We start from the raw sequence: 14,281 nt of genomic DNA on the forward strand, positions 1-14,281 counted from the left end.
ATAACATTTTTGAGACATCCTCTACAATTCAAATAATAAAGCGTTTATTAATAGCTCATCATTTTTCCTTTTTTCTTTTTTAATTGTTTTTCGAGTTCGTTAATGGTTTCAGAAACAGCACTTTTAAAATTATCATGACTCGATTCTGCAAATAAACGAGGCCCAGGAACACTTAGACGAATGCTACAAATCATTCCTGTATCTTCAGATGATGTGTTTTCTGTTTTATAAAAAACATCAGCTCTTACAATAAAGCCAAATTTTTCAAACAATTTATTCAATTTTTCTTCTGTATAGCTTTCTAAACGTTCGCTTGCTGCAACATCATGATATTCGTAATTAATTTCCATAATTTTAAATTTAATTAATGTTTTTTTTTAAAATTAATACACTCTTAGTCTCTACTCTTGTAGCATAACCTTCTTTTAAAATAGAGTCGATTCCGTCTATAAGATCTTTAAAATTTGGGTGACCAAAAGGTATTTTTCTTATACGCAAATTAAGAATAAAATAATTTGCTATTAGACTCTATTAAAATCATTTTGAACTCATTTAAAAATAAATCTTAAGGCATATTGTAGAGAGCTTTCTAGATATGGAATTTGAGAATTTGTAAATATAAAATCAATTTGGATTGCTTAAAAACGAATCAATAAAGCATCAACATTAAAAAATAGACTTTTGTGAGTGGTTTTATAGTACTAATTTTGCGCTATGAAAAAATCTATTTCAGAAAAAGTCTATTTCTTTTTTAATACTGATGATAAAAATGTTGACAAGCATTTGCCAAGAAATTACTTTTTACTTTTAATAAGCAGCATTTTCACAAAATTGGGAGACACTTTAAGTAATCCAAAAACTGTATTGGCTTGGATTATGAATTATATAAACGCACCTGTTTATATGATTAGTTTTATTGTGCCAATTAGAGAATCTGGCTCTATGTTGCCTCAAATATTTTTAGCCAGTTACATTAAAACCAAAGCAAAAAGAAAGTGGATTTATGTTTTTGGGTCTATTTTTCAATTTGCTTCAATTTTAGCCATTGGTTTAACAGCGTTTTTTTTTGAAGGTGTTTTAGCAGGAAGTTTCATCATTTTATTTCTGATAATTTTTAGTCTTTCAAGAAGTTTATGTTCTGTAAGTTCTAAAGACGTTTTAGGTAAAACAATTCCAAAAGACAGACGTGGAAAATTAAAAGGATATACAGTTTCTGCATCTGGAATTTTAGTTTTATTGGCAGGTTTATTTATGATGTATAAATCTAAAAATAATGCTTCTCTCCTATTTTATAGTGGAATTTTAGTTTTTGCAAGTTCTATGTGGCTCATTTCAGCATTAATTTATTCAAAAATTAAAGAACCAAAAAGTAAAACCGAAGAAAATAAAGATACTTGGAAAAAGGTTTTACAAAGAATAAAAATCGTAAAAAAAGATAGTCATTTTAGGAACTTTATTATTGCACGATCACTTTTATTATGTTCTGCTTTAACTGCTCCTTTTTATGTTTTATTGGCACAAGAAAATATTGGTAAAGAAAGTTATTTGTTAGGTTTGTTTATTATTGCAAATGGAGTTGCATCCATTTTAAGTGCTCCAATTTGGGGAAAAATGGCAGATAAATCAAGTAAAAATGTGATGTCTTTTGCAACGATAATTGCATCTTTTTTAGGAATTGGAATGTTTGTGATTATTGAAATATTTACAGAATTTTCGAAAGTATTTTGGTTGTATCCAGTAGCTTTTTTCATTTTAGGAATTGCATATAGTGGAGTAAGATTGGGAAGAAAAACTTATGTTGTAAATATGGCTGAAGGAAACAAAAGAACAGATTATGTAGCTGTAAGCAATACCATTATTGGTTTTATTTTACTAGTAACTGGAGGAATTAGTGCTTTGGCTTCTTTATTTTCTGTTGAAATTGTGTTGTTCGTTTTATCGATATTCGGAATTTTAGGCGCATTTTTGAGTTACAAACTGCCAAATGTAGAAGCTGAATAATTATGTAGTTACAATTTCTTCATCGTTATTATTCAAATACATATCTGCATATACTTTTGTAAAATGTGCTCCAAAAAAGAGAATTAAACTCGAATACGAAACCCACAACATAATTAAAATTACAGAACCTGCTGCTCCATAAGTAGAACCTGGATCCATTTCATTAAAATACCAGGCCAACAAATATTTACCAATGACAAACAAAATGGCTGTTAATCCTGCTCCTACTTTTACAGCTCGCCAACGCACTTTTTTACTTGGTAAATATTTAAACATCGCAGAAAATAATATGTAAATAAATAAAATAGACATTAGAAAGTCTAAAACATAAATATATTCAAACAAATTATCTGGTACAAATTTTTCAATTCGTCTGCTAAATGCACTAATTAAAGCTGTTAAGACAAAACTAATCAGCAATAAAAAACCAATAATTAAAATGAAACCAAAACTTTTTAAGCGGTCGAAAATTATTTTTAAGAATCCGTTTGTGTTTGGGTTTTCTTTTACTTTCCATATTTTATCAAAAGCAGCTTGTAATTGATAAAAAACTCCAGTTGCACCATAAATAAGTGTTCCTATACCAATAATAGTAGTGAAAACAGAAACAGATTCATCTCCTCTATCTAACATCATTACCCTAATAGATTCTGCAGTTTGTACTCCAACAGCTTTTGTTATTTCATCTAACAATTCTCCTTGCACAATTTCTCTTCCCCAAATATTACCAACTATATTTAAAATGATAACAATTAATGCAGGCAAAGATAAAATGGCATAATAGGCAACTATGGCACTTAGCTCAAAAGGACCACTATCTAACCAATTGCTTCCTGTTTTTTTTAATAATTTAGGAAAATCTTTTATAATTGTTTTTGCTTGCAAAGTTTTATTTTAGAATTGTAAAGTTACCATTTTGAAATTTTTATAATTTGCGTAGATGCGTTTATTTTGAACTCATTTCGAAAATTATTATATGGTTTTATAACTTAAGATAACCATAGCCAATAAAAAACTTTTTTGGATTGATAAGAGATAATTTATTAGAATTAGTCCTATGTTTTAGAAGTTCCAGTTACATTTTTTACTTTCCTTTTTCTGGAAGTAATAAAGTAAACACCTGTTAATAAAATTGCAGAAGCAATCATAGATTGTGTAGAGATTTTTTCATCCAAAAAATACCAACCCATAAATAATGCAATTACAGGATTTACATAAGCAGAAGTTGCCACTTTTTCTGTAGAAACTACTTTTAATAAATAATTAAATGCTGTAAAAGCCACTATACCTCCTAAAACAACCAATAATAGCATAGATATTTGAACATTTGAACTCCAACTTAATGGAGATGTCCAACTTTCTTGGAAAGAAAAACTAATAATTGCCAAAATAAAACCAGCAATAACCATTTGTATTCCAGTACTTACAAAGAAATTTTTAGGCAAATCTGCTTTAGAAACAAAAACGCCTCCATAACTCCAACCTAAAACACATCCTAACATTACTAAAATTCCTAAAATTGTTTTTTCTGAAGTTACTAATTCTTGTTGACTAACTAATAAAATCATACCCAAAATACCTAAACAGACTCCAAAAATAGATTTTTTCTGCATTGGTTTTCTATCTAAAAACCGAAGAATTAATAAAACAAACAAAGGTTGTGTAGATGCTATTAATGCTGCAAAACCACTATCTACATATTGCAATGCCCAGACAAAAACGCTGTTGCCTAAAATTAAAAAAAAGAAAGAGGCAATTGCAGAGTTAAGAAATTGTTTTTTGGTGATTTTAAATTGAAAACCTAATGTTTTAGCAATTAACAACATTAAAAAACCAGCAGTAGAAAAACGAATGCAAGCCAAGAAAAAAGGAGGTAATTCAGTTACAGCTACTTTATTAAACAAATAGGTAGAACCCCAAATAACATAAATAGATATAAATGCTATGATGATTAAAATTTGAGATTTATTCGCTTTCATTTTCCAATTTATTACAAGTTGCGAAATTACTATTAATAATTAATTCCTTTTCATTTTTAATTGAGAATATAAAGGAATAATAATTAGTATATTTGAAACAACACCAACCAAATGGAAAAAGAAACATTTAATAAATCTAGAGTAATTAATTTTACGGACGCAGTTTTTTCAATTGCAGTTACCTTATTAGTCTTAGAAATTGTAATTCCAACTTATAAAGAATTACGCTCTTTTAACACTTTGCAAATTTTACAAAATAGAATCCCAAGTTTTATAGGTTTGGTGGTTAGTTTCTTAGTCATAGCTTTGTACTGGGTAAATCACATGCGAATTTTTAAATATGTAACCACTGTTGATAATCGACTTTTATGGTATAATATTTTCTTATTATTTTTTATTATACTGCTCCCCTTTTCTACAGGTTTTTACGTAAAAGGCTTTAATTATATTGGCCCTTTTGTTTTTTATTGCTTTAATCTTTCTGCAATTGGGTTGTTTAATTATTTGATAAATGTTTACGTTCCTAAAAAAGAAAAGGAGCTTACAGGAATTACACCAACACTTGGTAAATATTTTAAATTTAGAGCTTTAAACGCTTTGTTAATTTGGGTTATTGCAGGTTTTTTAGCTTTAGTTTGGCCTTATACTTCACGCTTTTTATTCCTATTATTATTTGGATTTGAAATATTATTGACTCGCTATTACAAGAAAAAATTAAAGAAAGAAGCTACAGTTGAATAAAGAATATCCTTTTGATCCTTCTATAAAAAATCATCTAATTATTGCTTTGAGTTTGGCAATTTGGATTTTTGTTTTCCTATATTTTACAGAGCCACTAGATGTAAACCTATTAAATGAGAATGAAAAATTGAAGTTTCTTTCTGGTTATGGACTTATTGGCGGTTTTACTTACGTTTTATTTCTTCCTTTTCAGTATTTAATTTTTAATAAAAAGGATAAAAAATGGACACTTCTTAGTGAAATTTTATTTTTAAGTATCTTCTGTTTTTGTGCAATTGCTATAGCTCGCATGTACTATCTATATGTAGTTATGGCAAATGATAGAAACCCAAATGATTTATTTTATATGCTTAAAAGCATTTATTTTCCTGCATTATTAACTATTTTACCAATAATAATTATTGGACGTTTTGCTTTCGGAAAATACAAAGAGAAAAAATTAGCCCAAGAAAAAATTGAAATTAAAGGCGAAGGAAATTACGAAGGTTTACGTTTATTTTTAAATGATGTGATTTGCATACAATCTTCAGACAATTATATTGAAGTTTTTTATGTTTCTGGAACTGAATTAAAGAAAACATTAATCAGAAATAAATTGTCTGTAATTGCTGATGAATTTCCAGCACTTTTAAGAACACATCGTTCTTATTTGATAAATCCTTTTCATTTTTTACAATGGAAAACTGCCAATAGTAAATTATTTGTTATTGTAACTCACCACATAGAAGTGCCAGTTTCTAGAACCTATCAAAATGATGTAAAAGCAGTTTTGAATTCTACCACAGAATAGTTGTATTTCGCCCCAAACACCTTTATCTATTACCTTTTTTGTTGATTCCTTTCTAGTTTTGTATCAGAAAGTTTAATCAATAAAATCATCATTATGAAAACTCAAATTACATTTATTACTGCTTTATTTTTATCAATCTTTGTTTTATCAGCTCAAAACAAACAACAAGAAATCTTAATTATGGGAACCATGCACACTGTTCCTAAAATTGTAAAAAAGAGTTACAAACCGATGCTAAAGTTTGCTAAAAAATACAATCCTGAAGCTATTTATGTGGAATCACCAATGGCAAATGACACAAAATCTTGGGAGTATTTAAAAAACGGTTGGTCTAAAAATTATCAACAATTTTATCATTTATCAGATTCTTTAAAAACGTCATTTGATTTTAATGAAAGTAAATTCAACAATTTATCTAAAAAAGAATTCAATAAATTAACTAAAGATGAAATTAAATTTATGATAACTGCTTCTGCTTATAAAAGAGATAATGGAAACTATGAATTATATCAATATATATTAAAACACGGAATTGATGGCGCTAAAAAACTTACAAGACACGAAGATGGAGATTTAACCTACAAATTGGCATTAGCAAAGAATTTACGAGTTGTAAATATGGATGACCAACAAACGAACAAAGAATACCATAAAGCTTGGAATAAATGTAGCAAAGAAGGGAGAAATAATGGAAATAATTTGGCAAATTCTAAACTGAATAAGAAGAACTATAATAGCTCAATTTTACCAGCAATTTTTAGAGGATTAGGAAAACATACCAATAAGAGAAAATCGCTGAATCAACTACATACAATGGCTTCTTTTAGTTATGTTTTAAAAGATACAGAAGGTTGTAAGGAAGGGAGAAAATATTGGAATGAGAGAAATGAAAGAATGGCAAAAAACATTGCAACTCAAGTAATGTCTTCAAATAAAACAAAAAATTTAGTAATTGTAGGGGCTTCTCATGTAATTGGCTTAGAAAAAGAATTAAAGAAAAACTATCCGAACTTAAAAATAATTCTAATGAATGAGTATTAAACTTTCTAAATATTTATTACTTAGAAAACGCTCGCAATTAAATTGCGAGCGTTTAATATTTTTAAACCTCACAAGCATTTTACTTGTGAGGTTTTGGTTTTAAAACCATTATCAAACTAACTATTTTCTTCTTCACTTTTAGTGTTGATAAAATCGATATCTCTCGTATTTTTTTGGACAGTAATTGCACCAAATAAACTTAATAAATAGGAAATTGCATAGAATCCTTTTTCACTCAATGCTAAATCTGCATTTCTTAAACCGATGATTAATAATAACAAAGCCGCAATTACAATCACCCAACTTATTCCATAATACATTTCGCTTACTTTTATGTGTTCAGCCTTGTCTCTTACAGCTTTTTGTAAAGAAATAACAGCGTAAATTCCCATTAAAAGAATCGCAAAATAATATCCTTTTTCGTTTAATTCCATACTTGCATTCCACAAACCAATACAATAAGAAAGCAGTCCAATAATTACAACTCCCCAACTTGCACCAATGTATGCTGATGTAGGTTTCTGATTTAATTCGTTTTTAGATTTGCTACTTTTTTTCTGTTTTTTAGTTTCCTCATTTGTAGAAACTGTTGTTTGATAATTCATAATATTTAGTTTCATAATTATGGTACAAATTTGCGATAGATTAAGAAGTCATGAAAAACTATTTTTAATTAATACTGACGATATAATTTAATTAATTTTAAATATTTACAATTATTTATTTATCTTAAAAAATATTTACTGACGATATAATGATAAATATAAAAGAGATACTGCATAGTTTTACTGATGAAAAGCAGGAAGAATTTATTTCTTATTTAGAAAAAAAGAACAAAAGAGCAGATGCAAAAAATATACAATTGGTAAAACTATTAATTGCTGACAATTTATCGTCTAAAGAAATTTGTTTAAAACTTTACCAAAAAGATAACAAACCAGCTTTACATGCTTTAAGAAAACGATTATTCCAATCTATTATTAATTTTACAGCCAACTCGAATTTAAAAGAAGAGAATTCTATAGATATACAATTGATAAAATTTATTATTTCTGCAAGAGTTTTTCTTAAAAAGGGACAATTTAAGATTGGCTATAAAATTTTAGAAAAAGCTGAAATTATAGCAAAAGAGCATCAATTATTCACAATTTTAAATGAAATTTATCATTCTAAAATTCAGTATTCGTATGCTTTTCCATCTTTAAATATTGATGAAATTATTAATGATTTTAAAGAAAACCAACAACAATTATCATTGGAAGAAGAAATGAATATTGCTTATGCAAAAATTAGAAAAACGCTACAAGAAGTTCAGCATCAGCAAAAAATTATCGATATAAAAGTGATGATAAACAATGTTTTAGAAGAACATCAAATTAAAATATCGAGTTCTTTTTCTTTTAAATCTTTGTTTCAAATATTACAAATTACCAATATTTCTTCTGCTCTAAATTTTGATTATTGGAGTATTGAGTCTTTTATGATTGAAAGTTATCAACTTATAAAAAATCATAAATCGAAAGAAAAACAACTCTTTTATCATATCGAAATTTTATATCTAATTGCCAACACACTTTTTAGAAATAAGAAATTTACCCAATCTTTAGATTATTTAGATTTGATGCACACTCACATGCAACAACAAAAAAGCAAATATTTTAAGGGATATAATCCTAAATACAACCTTTTACTTGCTTTAAACTATAATTATAGTGGAAATCAAGAAAAAGCAATTGATTTGTTACTTCCTTTTATCAATCAAAAAAACATAGATATTGTAGCTCAATTAGATATTTATTTATCATTAATTGTATTTTATTCTCAAAAGAAAGAATTGAAAAAAGCGCAAAATTTGTTCTCGGAATTTTATCATACAGACAAATATTACATTGAAAAAGCAGGCATAGAATGGACAATTAAAAAAAATATTATAGAAATTCTATTACAGATAGATTTAGGAAATATAGATATTGTAGAATCAAGGATATTGAGTTTTAAAAGAGCATATTTTAAGCACTTAAAAAGTATTCGTCAAGAAAAAGTAATCACTTTTATAAAACTGATTGAAATCTATTATAAAAACCCAGAAATAAGCACCAGTAAAGATTTCAAAGACAAAGTTGAAGTATCTTTTAACTGGATTGGAAAAGAAAAGGAAGATATTTTTATGATGAGTTTCTTTGCTTGGCTAAAAGCAAAAATGACCAAACAAGATGTGTATTTGGTCACTTTAGATTTGATGAAGATATAAAACTAAGTCTGTTCGAACGCAATTGAGAATTTATAAAAAGTGTAGAAATATAATAACCTTTCGACTGCGCTCAAGGAGACAAGTTAAGACTAGTTTTACTTATGTCTACTTTTTAATTCGGCTTCGATATCTTTTAAGGTAAAACCTTTCGCTTGCAACAACATTAAATAATGAAAAAGTAAATCTGCGGATTCGTATAAAAACAATTCGTCGTTATTATCCATTGCTTCAATAACAGTTTCTACTGCTTCCTCTCCTACTTTTTGTGCAACCTTATTAATTCCTTTATCAAAAAGAGATACAACGTAGCTTTTTTGATTATCCTGACGAAGGTCAGGATCTATTTTTGAAATTTTAACTCGTTCTTTAATTACACCTTCTAAGGTAGAAAAGAAACCATAATTAGGCGTATTTTCTTCATTCCAACAAGTATCAGAACCTTTATGACAAGTAGGTCCAACAGGATTTACAGAAATTAACAAAGTATCATTATCGCAATCTAATTTCATATCAACCAGATTTAAAACATTACCACTTTCTTCCCCTTTTGTCCAAAGGCGATTTTTAGTTCTGCTAAAAAAAGTGACTAATTTCGTTTCTTGTGTTTTAGCAAAGGCTTCTTCATTCATATAACCCAACATTAACACATTTTTTGTGGTTGCATCTTGTATGATTGCTGGAACTAATCCATCTTTATTTTTATTGAAATTGATGTTCATAATTTTACTTATTTATTTTGTCAGTTCGAGTAATTTCGATTTTTTATCGAAATTGTATCGAGAATTCTTAATTACTTCTCGATACAATTTTTTCATTCTTCAAAAATCACTCGAAGTGACAATCCGTGTTATAAACGTACTGGAATATTATTCTCTTTTAACTCTTGTTTTAATTCTAAAATAGGGATTTCTCCAAAATGAAAAACGCTTGCTGCCAAAGCTGCATCTGCTTTTCCTTTTGTAAATGTATCCACAAAATGTTGTATAGTTCCTGCACCTCCAGAAGCAATTATTGGGATGTTTACTAATTCTGATAATGTCGCTAAAGCTTCATTCGCAAAACCTGCCTTAGTTCCATCATGATTCATAGATGTAAATAAGATTTCACCTGCTCCACGTTCTTCAACTTCTTTTGCCCAATCAAACAATTTGATTTCTGTAGGAATCGTTCCTCCTGCCAAATGCACAAACCATTCTCCTTCAATTTGTTTTGCATCTATAGCAACTACCACACATTGACTCCCAAATTTATCTGCTAACTCGTTGATTAATTCTGGTCTTTTAACTGCTGATGAATTGATAGACACTTTATCTGCACCACATTTTAAGAGAGCATCTACGTGTTCTACAGAGGAAATTCCACCACCCACTGTAAACGGAATATTTACTTGTTCAGCTACTTTTAACACCATATCTAAAGTAGTTCCTCTATTTTCTAAAGTAGCTGCAATATCTAAAAAAACTAGCTCATCTGCACCTAATTCTGCATATTGTTTTGCTAAAACTACAGGATCTCCTGCATCAATTAAATTTACAAAATTGACACCTTTTACGGTTCTTCCATTTTTAATATCTAAACAAGGTACTATTCTTTTTGTTAACATAAACCCATCCTAACCTTCCCAAAAGGAAGGAACTTTATTTTTGTCACCTTGAGCGCAGTCGAAAGGTCTTTTTGAGATTTCTTAACAGCGCTCGAAATGACATTAGTTATTAATTATAAAATTCTCCAACTGTTTTAAGCTAATTTTATTCTCATAAATCGCTTTTCCGATAATAACACCTTCACATCCAATTTCTGCTAATTTGGGCAATTCATCAAAAGTTGAAATTCCACCAGACGCAATTAATTTTAACAGTCCTGTCTCCTTGAGCGCAGTCGAAAGGTTATTATTAGTTCTTGACTGCGCTCGAACTGACAATATTTCCTTATAAACACCAAAACTTGGTCCTTGTAGCATTCCGTCTTTAGAAATATCTGTACAAATTACATACTGAATTCCTTTTTGCTGATAATCAGATATAAAAGGAATCAATTCTAAAGAACTTTCTTCTTGCCAACCATTGGTAGCTATTTTTCCACCAGAATTATCTGGATAAAAATCGGCTCCTAAAATAATTTTTTCTGAACCATATTTAGAAATCCAACTTTCAAAAATTTCTGGGTTCTTTACTGCAATACTACCTCCTGTAATTTGATTTGCGCCAGAATTAAAGGCTATTTCTAAATCTTTATCAGATTTTAAACCACCTCCAAAATCGATTTTTAAATTAGTTTTGGTTGCGATTTGCTCTAAAACTTTATAATTAATAATCTGACTCGCTTTTGCGCCATCTAAATCTACAACATGTAAATATTCGATTCCAGAAGCTTCGAATTCTTTGGCGACTTCAAGTGGTTTTTCATTATATATTTTCTTCGTATTGTAATCGCCTTTTGTAAGTCGAACACATTTTCCTTCGATGATATCTATTGCTGGTATTATTCTCATTTTTTATTCCCTTGTCTGGTCGAGCGCAGTCGAGACCTCATTATAACCTCTCGACTGCACTCGAGGAGACATTTTAGATTTATTTAAATATTTATAAATTCAAAAAGCTTTGTAAAATTTTAGCACCTTCAATTCCTGATTTCTCTGGATGAAATTGAACTCCATAGAAATTATCTTTTTGCAAAGCAGATGCATATTCAATTTCGTAATCTGTTTTTGCAATCATTTCATCGCATTTTTCTGCATAAAAACTATGTACCAAATACATAAATTCTTTGTCTTTAATCCCTTTGAACAAATCCGATTTTAAATCAGCAATCACATTCCAGCCCATTTGTGGAACTTTTACAGATTTTGAAAACTTTTTTACATCAACATTAAAAATACCCAAACCTTTTGTGTTTCCTTCTTCAGAAGAATTACACATTAATTGCATTCCTAAACAAATACCCAAAACTGGTTGTTTTAAAGTAGGTATAACTTTATCTAATCCGCTTTCTTGCAACATTTTCATAGCAGAACTTGCTTCTCCAACTCCAGGGAAAATTACTTTATCAGCATTACTGATTTCATCAATATTATTAGATAAAATAGCCTCCACTCCTAACCTTTTAAAAGCAAATTGAATGCTTTTAATGTTTCCTGCTCCGTAATTTATAATGACAAGTTTCATTTATAACATTCCTTTTGTAGATGGCAAAAACATTTTATTCGAATCTCTTTTTACTGCCATTTTCATTGCTTTTGCAAAAGCTTTAAAAATTCCTTCTATTTTATGATGTTCGTTTACGCCTTCTGCTTTAATATTTAAATTACATTTTGCGCCATCTGTAAAAGATTTAAACAAGTGGAAAAACATTTCTGTTGGCATATCACCAATTTTTTCTCTTTTGAATTCTGCATTCCACTCCAACCAATTTCTTCCACCAAAATCTACTGCAACTTGCGCTAAACAATCGTCCATGGGTAAGCAAAAACCATATCTTTCTATGCCTAATTTATTACCTAAAGCTTTGTTGAACAACTCACCAAAAGCAATCATGGTATCTTCTATAGTATGATGTTCATCCACTTCTAAATCGCCATCTACTTTTATGATTAAATCCATAGCACCATGTCTCCCAATTTGGTCTAACATGTGGTCGAAAAAATGTAAACCTGTAGAAATATCATTTTTACCTGAACCATCTAAATTTAATTTGATGTAAATCTTAGTTTCATTGGTGTTTCTAGTAATTTCTGCAACTCTATCATCTAATTTTAAAAACTCATAAATTTCTAACCAATCCGTGCTTATCAAGGCAATACAATTAATGATTTCTTGCTTAGAAGTTTCAATTTCATCTGCTCCTAATTCAGGATCTTCAGACAAGAAAATTCCTTTAGCACCTAAGTTTTTAGCCAATTCCATATCTGTAATTCTATCACCTAAAACAAAAGAATTTTCCAAATCATACTCTTTAGAAAAATACTTAGTTAATAAACCTGTTCTTGGTTTACGAGTTGATGCATTTTCGTGTGGAAAAGTTCTATCTATATAAACTTCAGAAAACACAACGCCTTCTTTTTCAAAAGCATCAATAATTTTATTTTGAGCAGGCCAAAAAGTATCTTCAGGAAAAGAAGCTGTTCCTAAACCATCTTGGTTGGTAACCATTACCAATTCGTAATCCAATTCTGAAGCAATTTTTGCCATATATTGAAACACTTTTGGGTAATATTCTAACTTTTCTAAGCTATCTAATTGATAATCTACAGGTGGTTCTAACACTAAAGTTCCATCTCTGTCTATAAATAATACTTTTTTGCTCATTTTATTTTTCTTGTCATTCCTGTGAAAACAGGAATTTATTTGATTCTAAATTAGTTAATTTTGGATTCCTGCCTACGCAAGAATGACAAATTTATGCTATCGAATGGCTTTTAAAGCTCTAATTAACTTTTGATTTTCTTCGCAAACCCCAACACTAATTCGTAAACAGTTTTCACACAAAGGTTGTGTTGTTCTATTTCTAATCACTACTCCATATTCTATAAGTTGATGGTAACGTTTTGTTGCATCATCAACTTTTAACAATAAAAAATTACCATCAGAAGGATAGACCTTTTCAATATAACTTACGCAACATTCTAACTCTTGTTTTAATCGTTTTCTTTCGCTGATTAACTGATTGATTTCATTTTTGATTTCATCTATTTTTTTAAGCCTAGAAATAGCTCTTTGTTGCGTTAGCTTATTTACGTTGTAAGGTGGCTTTATAGTATTTAAAATTTTAATAATTTCTGTTGATGCATAACAAACTCCTAATCGTATTCCTGCCAAACCATAAGCTTTAGAAAGTGTTTGTGTAATAATTAAATTAGGAAACTCTTCTAATCTTTCTAACCAACTTTTTTGTTCTGAAAAATCAATATATGCTTCATCTATTACAACCAATCCTTTAAATTTTTTTAATAACACTTCAACAAATTTCGTGTTAAAACTATTACCAGTTGGATTGTTGGGCGAGCATAAAAACAAAATTTTACTATTCTTATCGGTATTTTTTAATATTTTATCTACATCTGGCTGAAAGTTAGCATTTAATAAAATTTTTCTGTTTTCTACAGCATTTATATTGGCCAAAACCCCATACATACCATAAGTTGGTGGCAGTGTAATAACATTATCTTTATTAGGTTCACAGAAAGCTCTAAAAATTAAATCTAAAACCTCATCACTTCCATTTCCTAATAATATTTTTTTTTTATGAATATTTTTTATTGATGAAAATAAGTCTTTTACTTTGTTTTGTTGAGGGTCTGGATAACGATTTACACCATTTTCAAACGGATTTTCATTCGCGTCTAAAAAAATCATATTATCGGAAGCTGCGTCTTTATACTCATCTCTTGCTGACGAATATGGCTGAAGAGATTTAATGTTTTCTCTTATAAAATTATTGATGTTAAAGTTTGTTTTCATACTTTAAAGACTTTAAAAATAA

The 14,281-nt window shown here is 28.8% G+C and carries 15 protein-coding genes; 5 read left to right on the forward strand and 10 right to left on the reverse strand.

Going from position 1 to position 14,281, the window contains the following annotated elements:
• Positions 1 to 47: 47 nt before the first annotated feature.
• Positions 48 to 350: a ribosome hibernation-promoting factor, HPF/YfiA family gene (gene hpf, locus ACY2RW_RS06305; RefSeq protein WP_490121856.1), complete on the reverse strand. Its 303-nt coding sequence runs from the start codon at positions 348 to 350 to the stop codon at positions 48 to 50.
• 364 nt (positions 351 to 714) lie between these two features.
• On the opposite strand from hpf, the gene ACY2RW_RS06310 reads away from it, so the two are divergent.
• Positions 715 to 2,001: an MFS transporter gene (locus ACY2RW_RS06310; protein ID WP_490121857.1), complete on the forward strand. Its 1,287-nt coding sequence runs from the start codon at positions 715 to 717 to the stop codon at positions 1,999 to 2,001.
• On the opposite strand, the gene ACY2RW_RS06315 is transcribed toward ACY2RW_RS06310, so the two are convergent.
• Complete coding sequence (locus ACY2RW_RS06315) at positions 2,002 to 2,886, reverse strand: YihY/virulence factor BrkB family protein (protein ID WP_490121858.1); 885 nt, start codon at positions 2,884 to 2,886, stop codon at positions 2,002 to 2,004. It lies immediately after the preceding gene.
• 170 nt (positions 2,887 to 3,056) lie between these two features.
• On the reverse strand, positions 3,057 to 3,980 hold the full coding sequence (locus tag ACY2RW_RS06320; protein ID WP_490121859.1) for an EamA family transporter: 924 nt from the start codon (positions 3,978 to 3,980) through the stop codon (positions 3,057 to 3,059).
• A gap of 111 nt (positions 3,981 to 4,091) precedes the next feature.
• Here ACY2RW_RS06320 and ACY2RW_RS06325 point away from each other — a divergent pair, with 111 nt between their 5' ends.
• The 3 genes from ACY2RW_RS06325 to ACY2RW_RS06335 all read left to right on the forward strand — a co-directional run bounded on the left by ACY2RW_RS06325 (position 4,092) and on the right by ACY2RW_RS06335 (position 6,552).
• Positions 4,092 to 4,721: a TMEM175 family protein gene (locus ACY2RW_RS06325; RefSeq protein ID WP_490121860.1), complete on the forward strand. Its 630-nt coding sequence runs from the start codon at positions 4,092 to 4,094 to the stop codon at positions 4,719 to 4,721.
• Entirely contained in the window at positions 4,714 to 5,511 is a 798-nt protein-coding gene (locus ACY2RW_RS06330; RefSeq protein ID WP_490121861.1) for a LytTR family DNA-binding domain-containing protein, read from the forward strand. Before ACY2RW_RS06325 ends, ACY2RW_RS06330 begins: the two co-directional genes overlap by 8 nt.
• Positions 5,512 to 5,604: 93 nt before the next feature.
• Positions 5,605 to 6,552, forward strand: coding sequence for a hypothetical protein (locus tag ACY2RW_RS06335; protein ID WP_490121862.1), 948 nt, complete (start codon positions 5,605 to 5,607; stop codon positions 6,550 to 6,552).
• A 116-nt stretch (positions 6,553 to 6,668) separates the two neighbouring features.
• On the opposite strand, the gene yiaA is transcribed toward ACY2RW_RS06335, so the two are convergent.
• Positions 6,669 to 7,157 (reverse strand): inner membrane protein YiaA, encoded by a 489-nt coding sequence (gene yiaA, locus ACY2RW_RS06340; RefSeq protein ID WP_490121863.1) that lies wholly within the window; start codon positions 7,155 to 7,157, stop codon positions 6,669 to 6,671.
• A 149-nt stretch (positions 7,158 to 7,306) separates the two neighbouring features.
• On the opposite strand from yiaA, the gene ACY2RW_RS06345 reads away from it, so the two are divergent.
• Positions 7,307 to 8,803 (forward strand): hypothetical protein, encoded by a 1,497-nt coding sequence (locus tag ACY2RW_RS06345; RefSeq protein WP_490121864.1) that lies wholly within the window; start codon positions 7,307 to 7,309, stop codon positions 8,801 to 8,803.
• A gap of 95 nt (positions 8,804 to 8,898) precedes the next feature.
• Here ACY2RW_RS06345 and hisIE read toward each other — a convergent pair whose 3' ends face one another.
• The 6 genes from hisIE to hisC form a co-directional block, all read right to left on the reverse strand.
• Entirely contained in the window at positions 8,899 to 9,522 is a 624-nt protein-coding gene (gene hisIE / locus ACY2RW_RS06350; RefSeq protein ID WP_490121865.1) for a bifunctional phosphoribosyl-AMP cyclohydrolase/phosphoribosyl-ATP diphosphatase HisIE, read from the reverse strand.
• 128 nt (positions 9,523 to 9,650) lie between these two features.
• A complete protein-coding gene (hisF, locus tag ACY2RW_RS06355) occupies positions 9,651 to 10,406 on the reverse strand; it encodes an imidazole glycerol phosphate synthase subunit HisF (RefSeq protein ID WP_490121866.1) in 756 nt (251 codons plus the stop codon).
• Positions 10,407 to 10,508: 102 nt separating this feature from the next.
• Positions 10,509 to 11,294, reverse strand: a complete 786-nt coding sequence (hisA, locus tag ACY2RW_RS06360) for a 1-(5-phosphoribosyl)-5-[(5-phosphoribosylamino)methylideneamino]imidazole-4-carboxamide isomerase (protein ID WP_490121867.1) — start codon at positions 11,292 to 11,294, stop codon at positions 10,509 to 10,511.
• Positions 11,295 to 11,385: 91 nt separating this feature from the next.
• The gene (gene hisH / locus ACY2RW_RS06365; RefSeq protein WP_490121868.1) at positions 11,386 to 11,967 is read right to left on the reverse strand and encodes an imidazole glycerol phosphate synthase subunit HisH; all 582 of its coding nucleotides are present in this window, start codon (positions 11,965 to 11,967) and stop codon (positions 11,386 to 11,388) included.
• The gene (gene hisB, locus ACY2RW_RS06370; RefSeq protein ID WP_490121869.1) at positions 11,968 to 13,107 is read right to left on the reverse strand and encodes a bifunctional histidinol-phosphatase/imidazoleglycerol-phosphate dehydratase HisB; all 1,140 of its coding nucleotides are present in this window, start codon (positions 13,105 to 13,107) and stop codon (positions 11,968 to 11,970) included. It lies immediately after the preceding gene.
• A gap of 96 nt (positions 13,108 to 13,203) precedes the next feature.
• On the reverse strand, positions 13,204 to 14,259 hold the full coding sequence (hisC, locus tag ACY2RW_RS06375; RefSeq protein WP_490121870.1) for a histidinol-phosphate transaminase: 1,056 nt from the start codon (positions 14,257 to 14,259) through the stop codon (positions 13,204 to 13,206).
• Between the last annotated feature and the right edge of the window lie 22 nt (positions 14,260 to 14,281).

It is taken from the genome of Polaribacter sp. 2305UL8-11 (genome assembly GCF_058147165.1).

Excerpts from the sequence above, each read along its gene's own strand:
- hisIE (WP_490121865.1), bottom strand. The coding sequence starts at position 9,522 with ATGAACATCAATTTCAATAAAAATAAAGATGGATTAGTTCCAGCAATC.
- hisH (WP_490121868.1), bottom strand. The coding sequence starts at position 11,967 with ATGAAACTTGTCATTATAAATTACGGAGCAGGAAACATTAAAAGCATT.
- ACY2RW_RS06335 (WP_490121862.1), top strand. The coding sequence starts at position 5,605 with ATGAAAACTCAAATTACATTTATTACTGCTTTATTTTTATCAATCTTT.
- hpf (WP_490121856.1), bottom strand. The coding sequence starts at position 350 with ATGGAAATTAATTACGAATATCATGATGTTGCAGCAAGCGAACGTTTA.
- hisC (WP_490121870.1), bottom strand. The coding sequence starts at position 14,259 with ATGAAAACAAACTTTAACATCAATAATTTTATAAGAGAAAACATTAAA.
- ACY2RW_RS06310 (WP_490121857.1), top strand. The coding sequence starts at position 715 with ATGAAAAAATCTATTTCAGAAAAAGTCTATTTCTTTTTTAATACTGAT.
- ACY2RW_RS06345 (WP_490121864.1), top strand. The coding sequence starts at position 7,307 with ATGATAAATATAAAAGAGATACTGCATAGTTTTACTGATGAAAAGCAG.
- ACY2RW_RS06325 (WP_490121860.1), top strand. The coding sequence starts at position 4,092 with ATGGAAAAAGAAACATTTAATAAATCTAGAGTAATTAATTTTACGGAC.
- hisA (WP_490121867.1), bottom strand. The coding sequence starts at position 11,294 with ATGAGAATAATACCAGCAATAGATATCATCGAAGGAAAATGTGTTCGA.
- hisB (WP_490121869.1), bottom strand. The coding sequence starts at position 13,107 with ATGAGCAAAAAAGTATTATTTATAGACAGAGATGGAACTTTAGTGTTA.
- hisF (WP_490121866.1), bottom strand. The coding sequence starts at position 10,406 with ATGTTAACAAAAAGAATAGTACCTTGTTTAGATATTAAAAATGGAAGA.
- yiaA (WP_490121863.1), bottom strand. The coding sequence starts at position 7,157 with ATGAATTATCAAACAACAGTTTCTACAAATGAGGAAACTAAAAAACAG.
- ACY2RW_RS06320 (WP_490121859.1), bottom strand. The coding sequence starts at position 3,980 with ATGAAAGCGAATAAATCTCAAATTTTAATCATCATAGCATTTATATCT.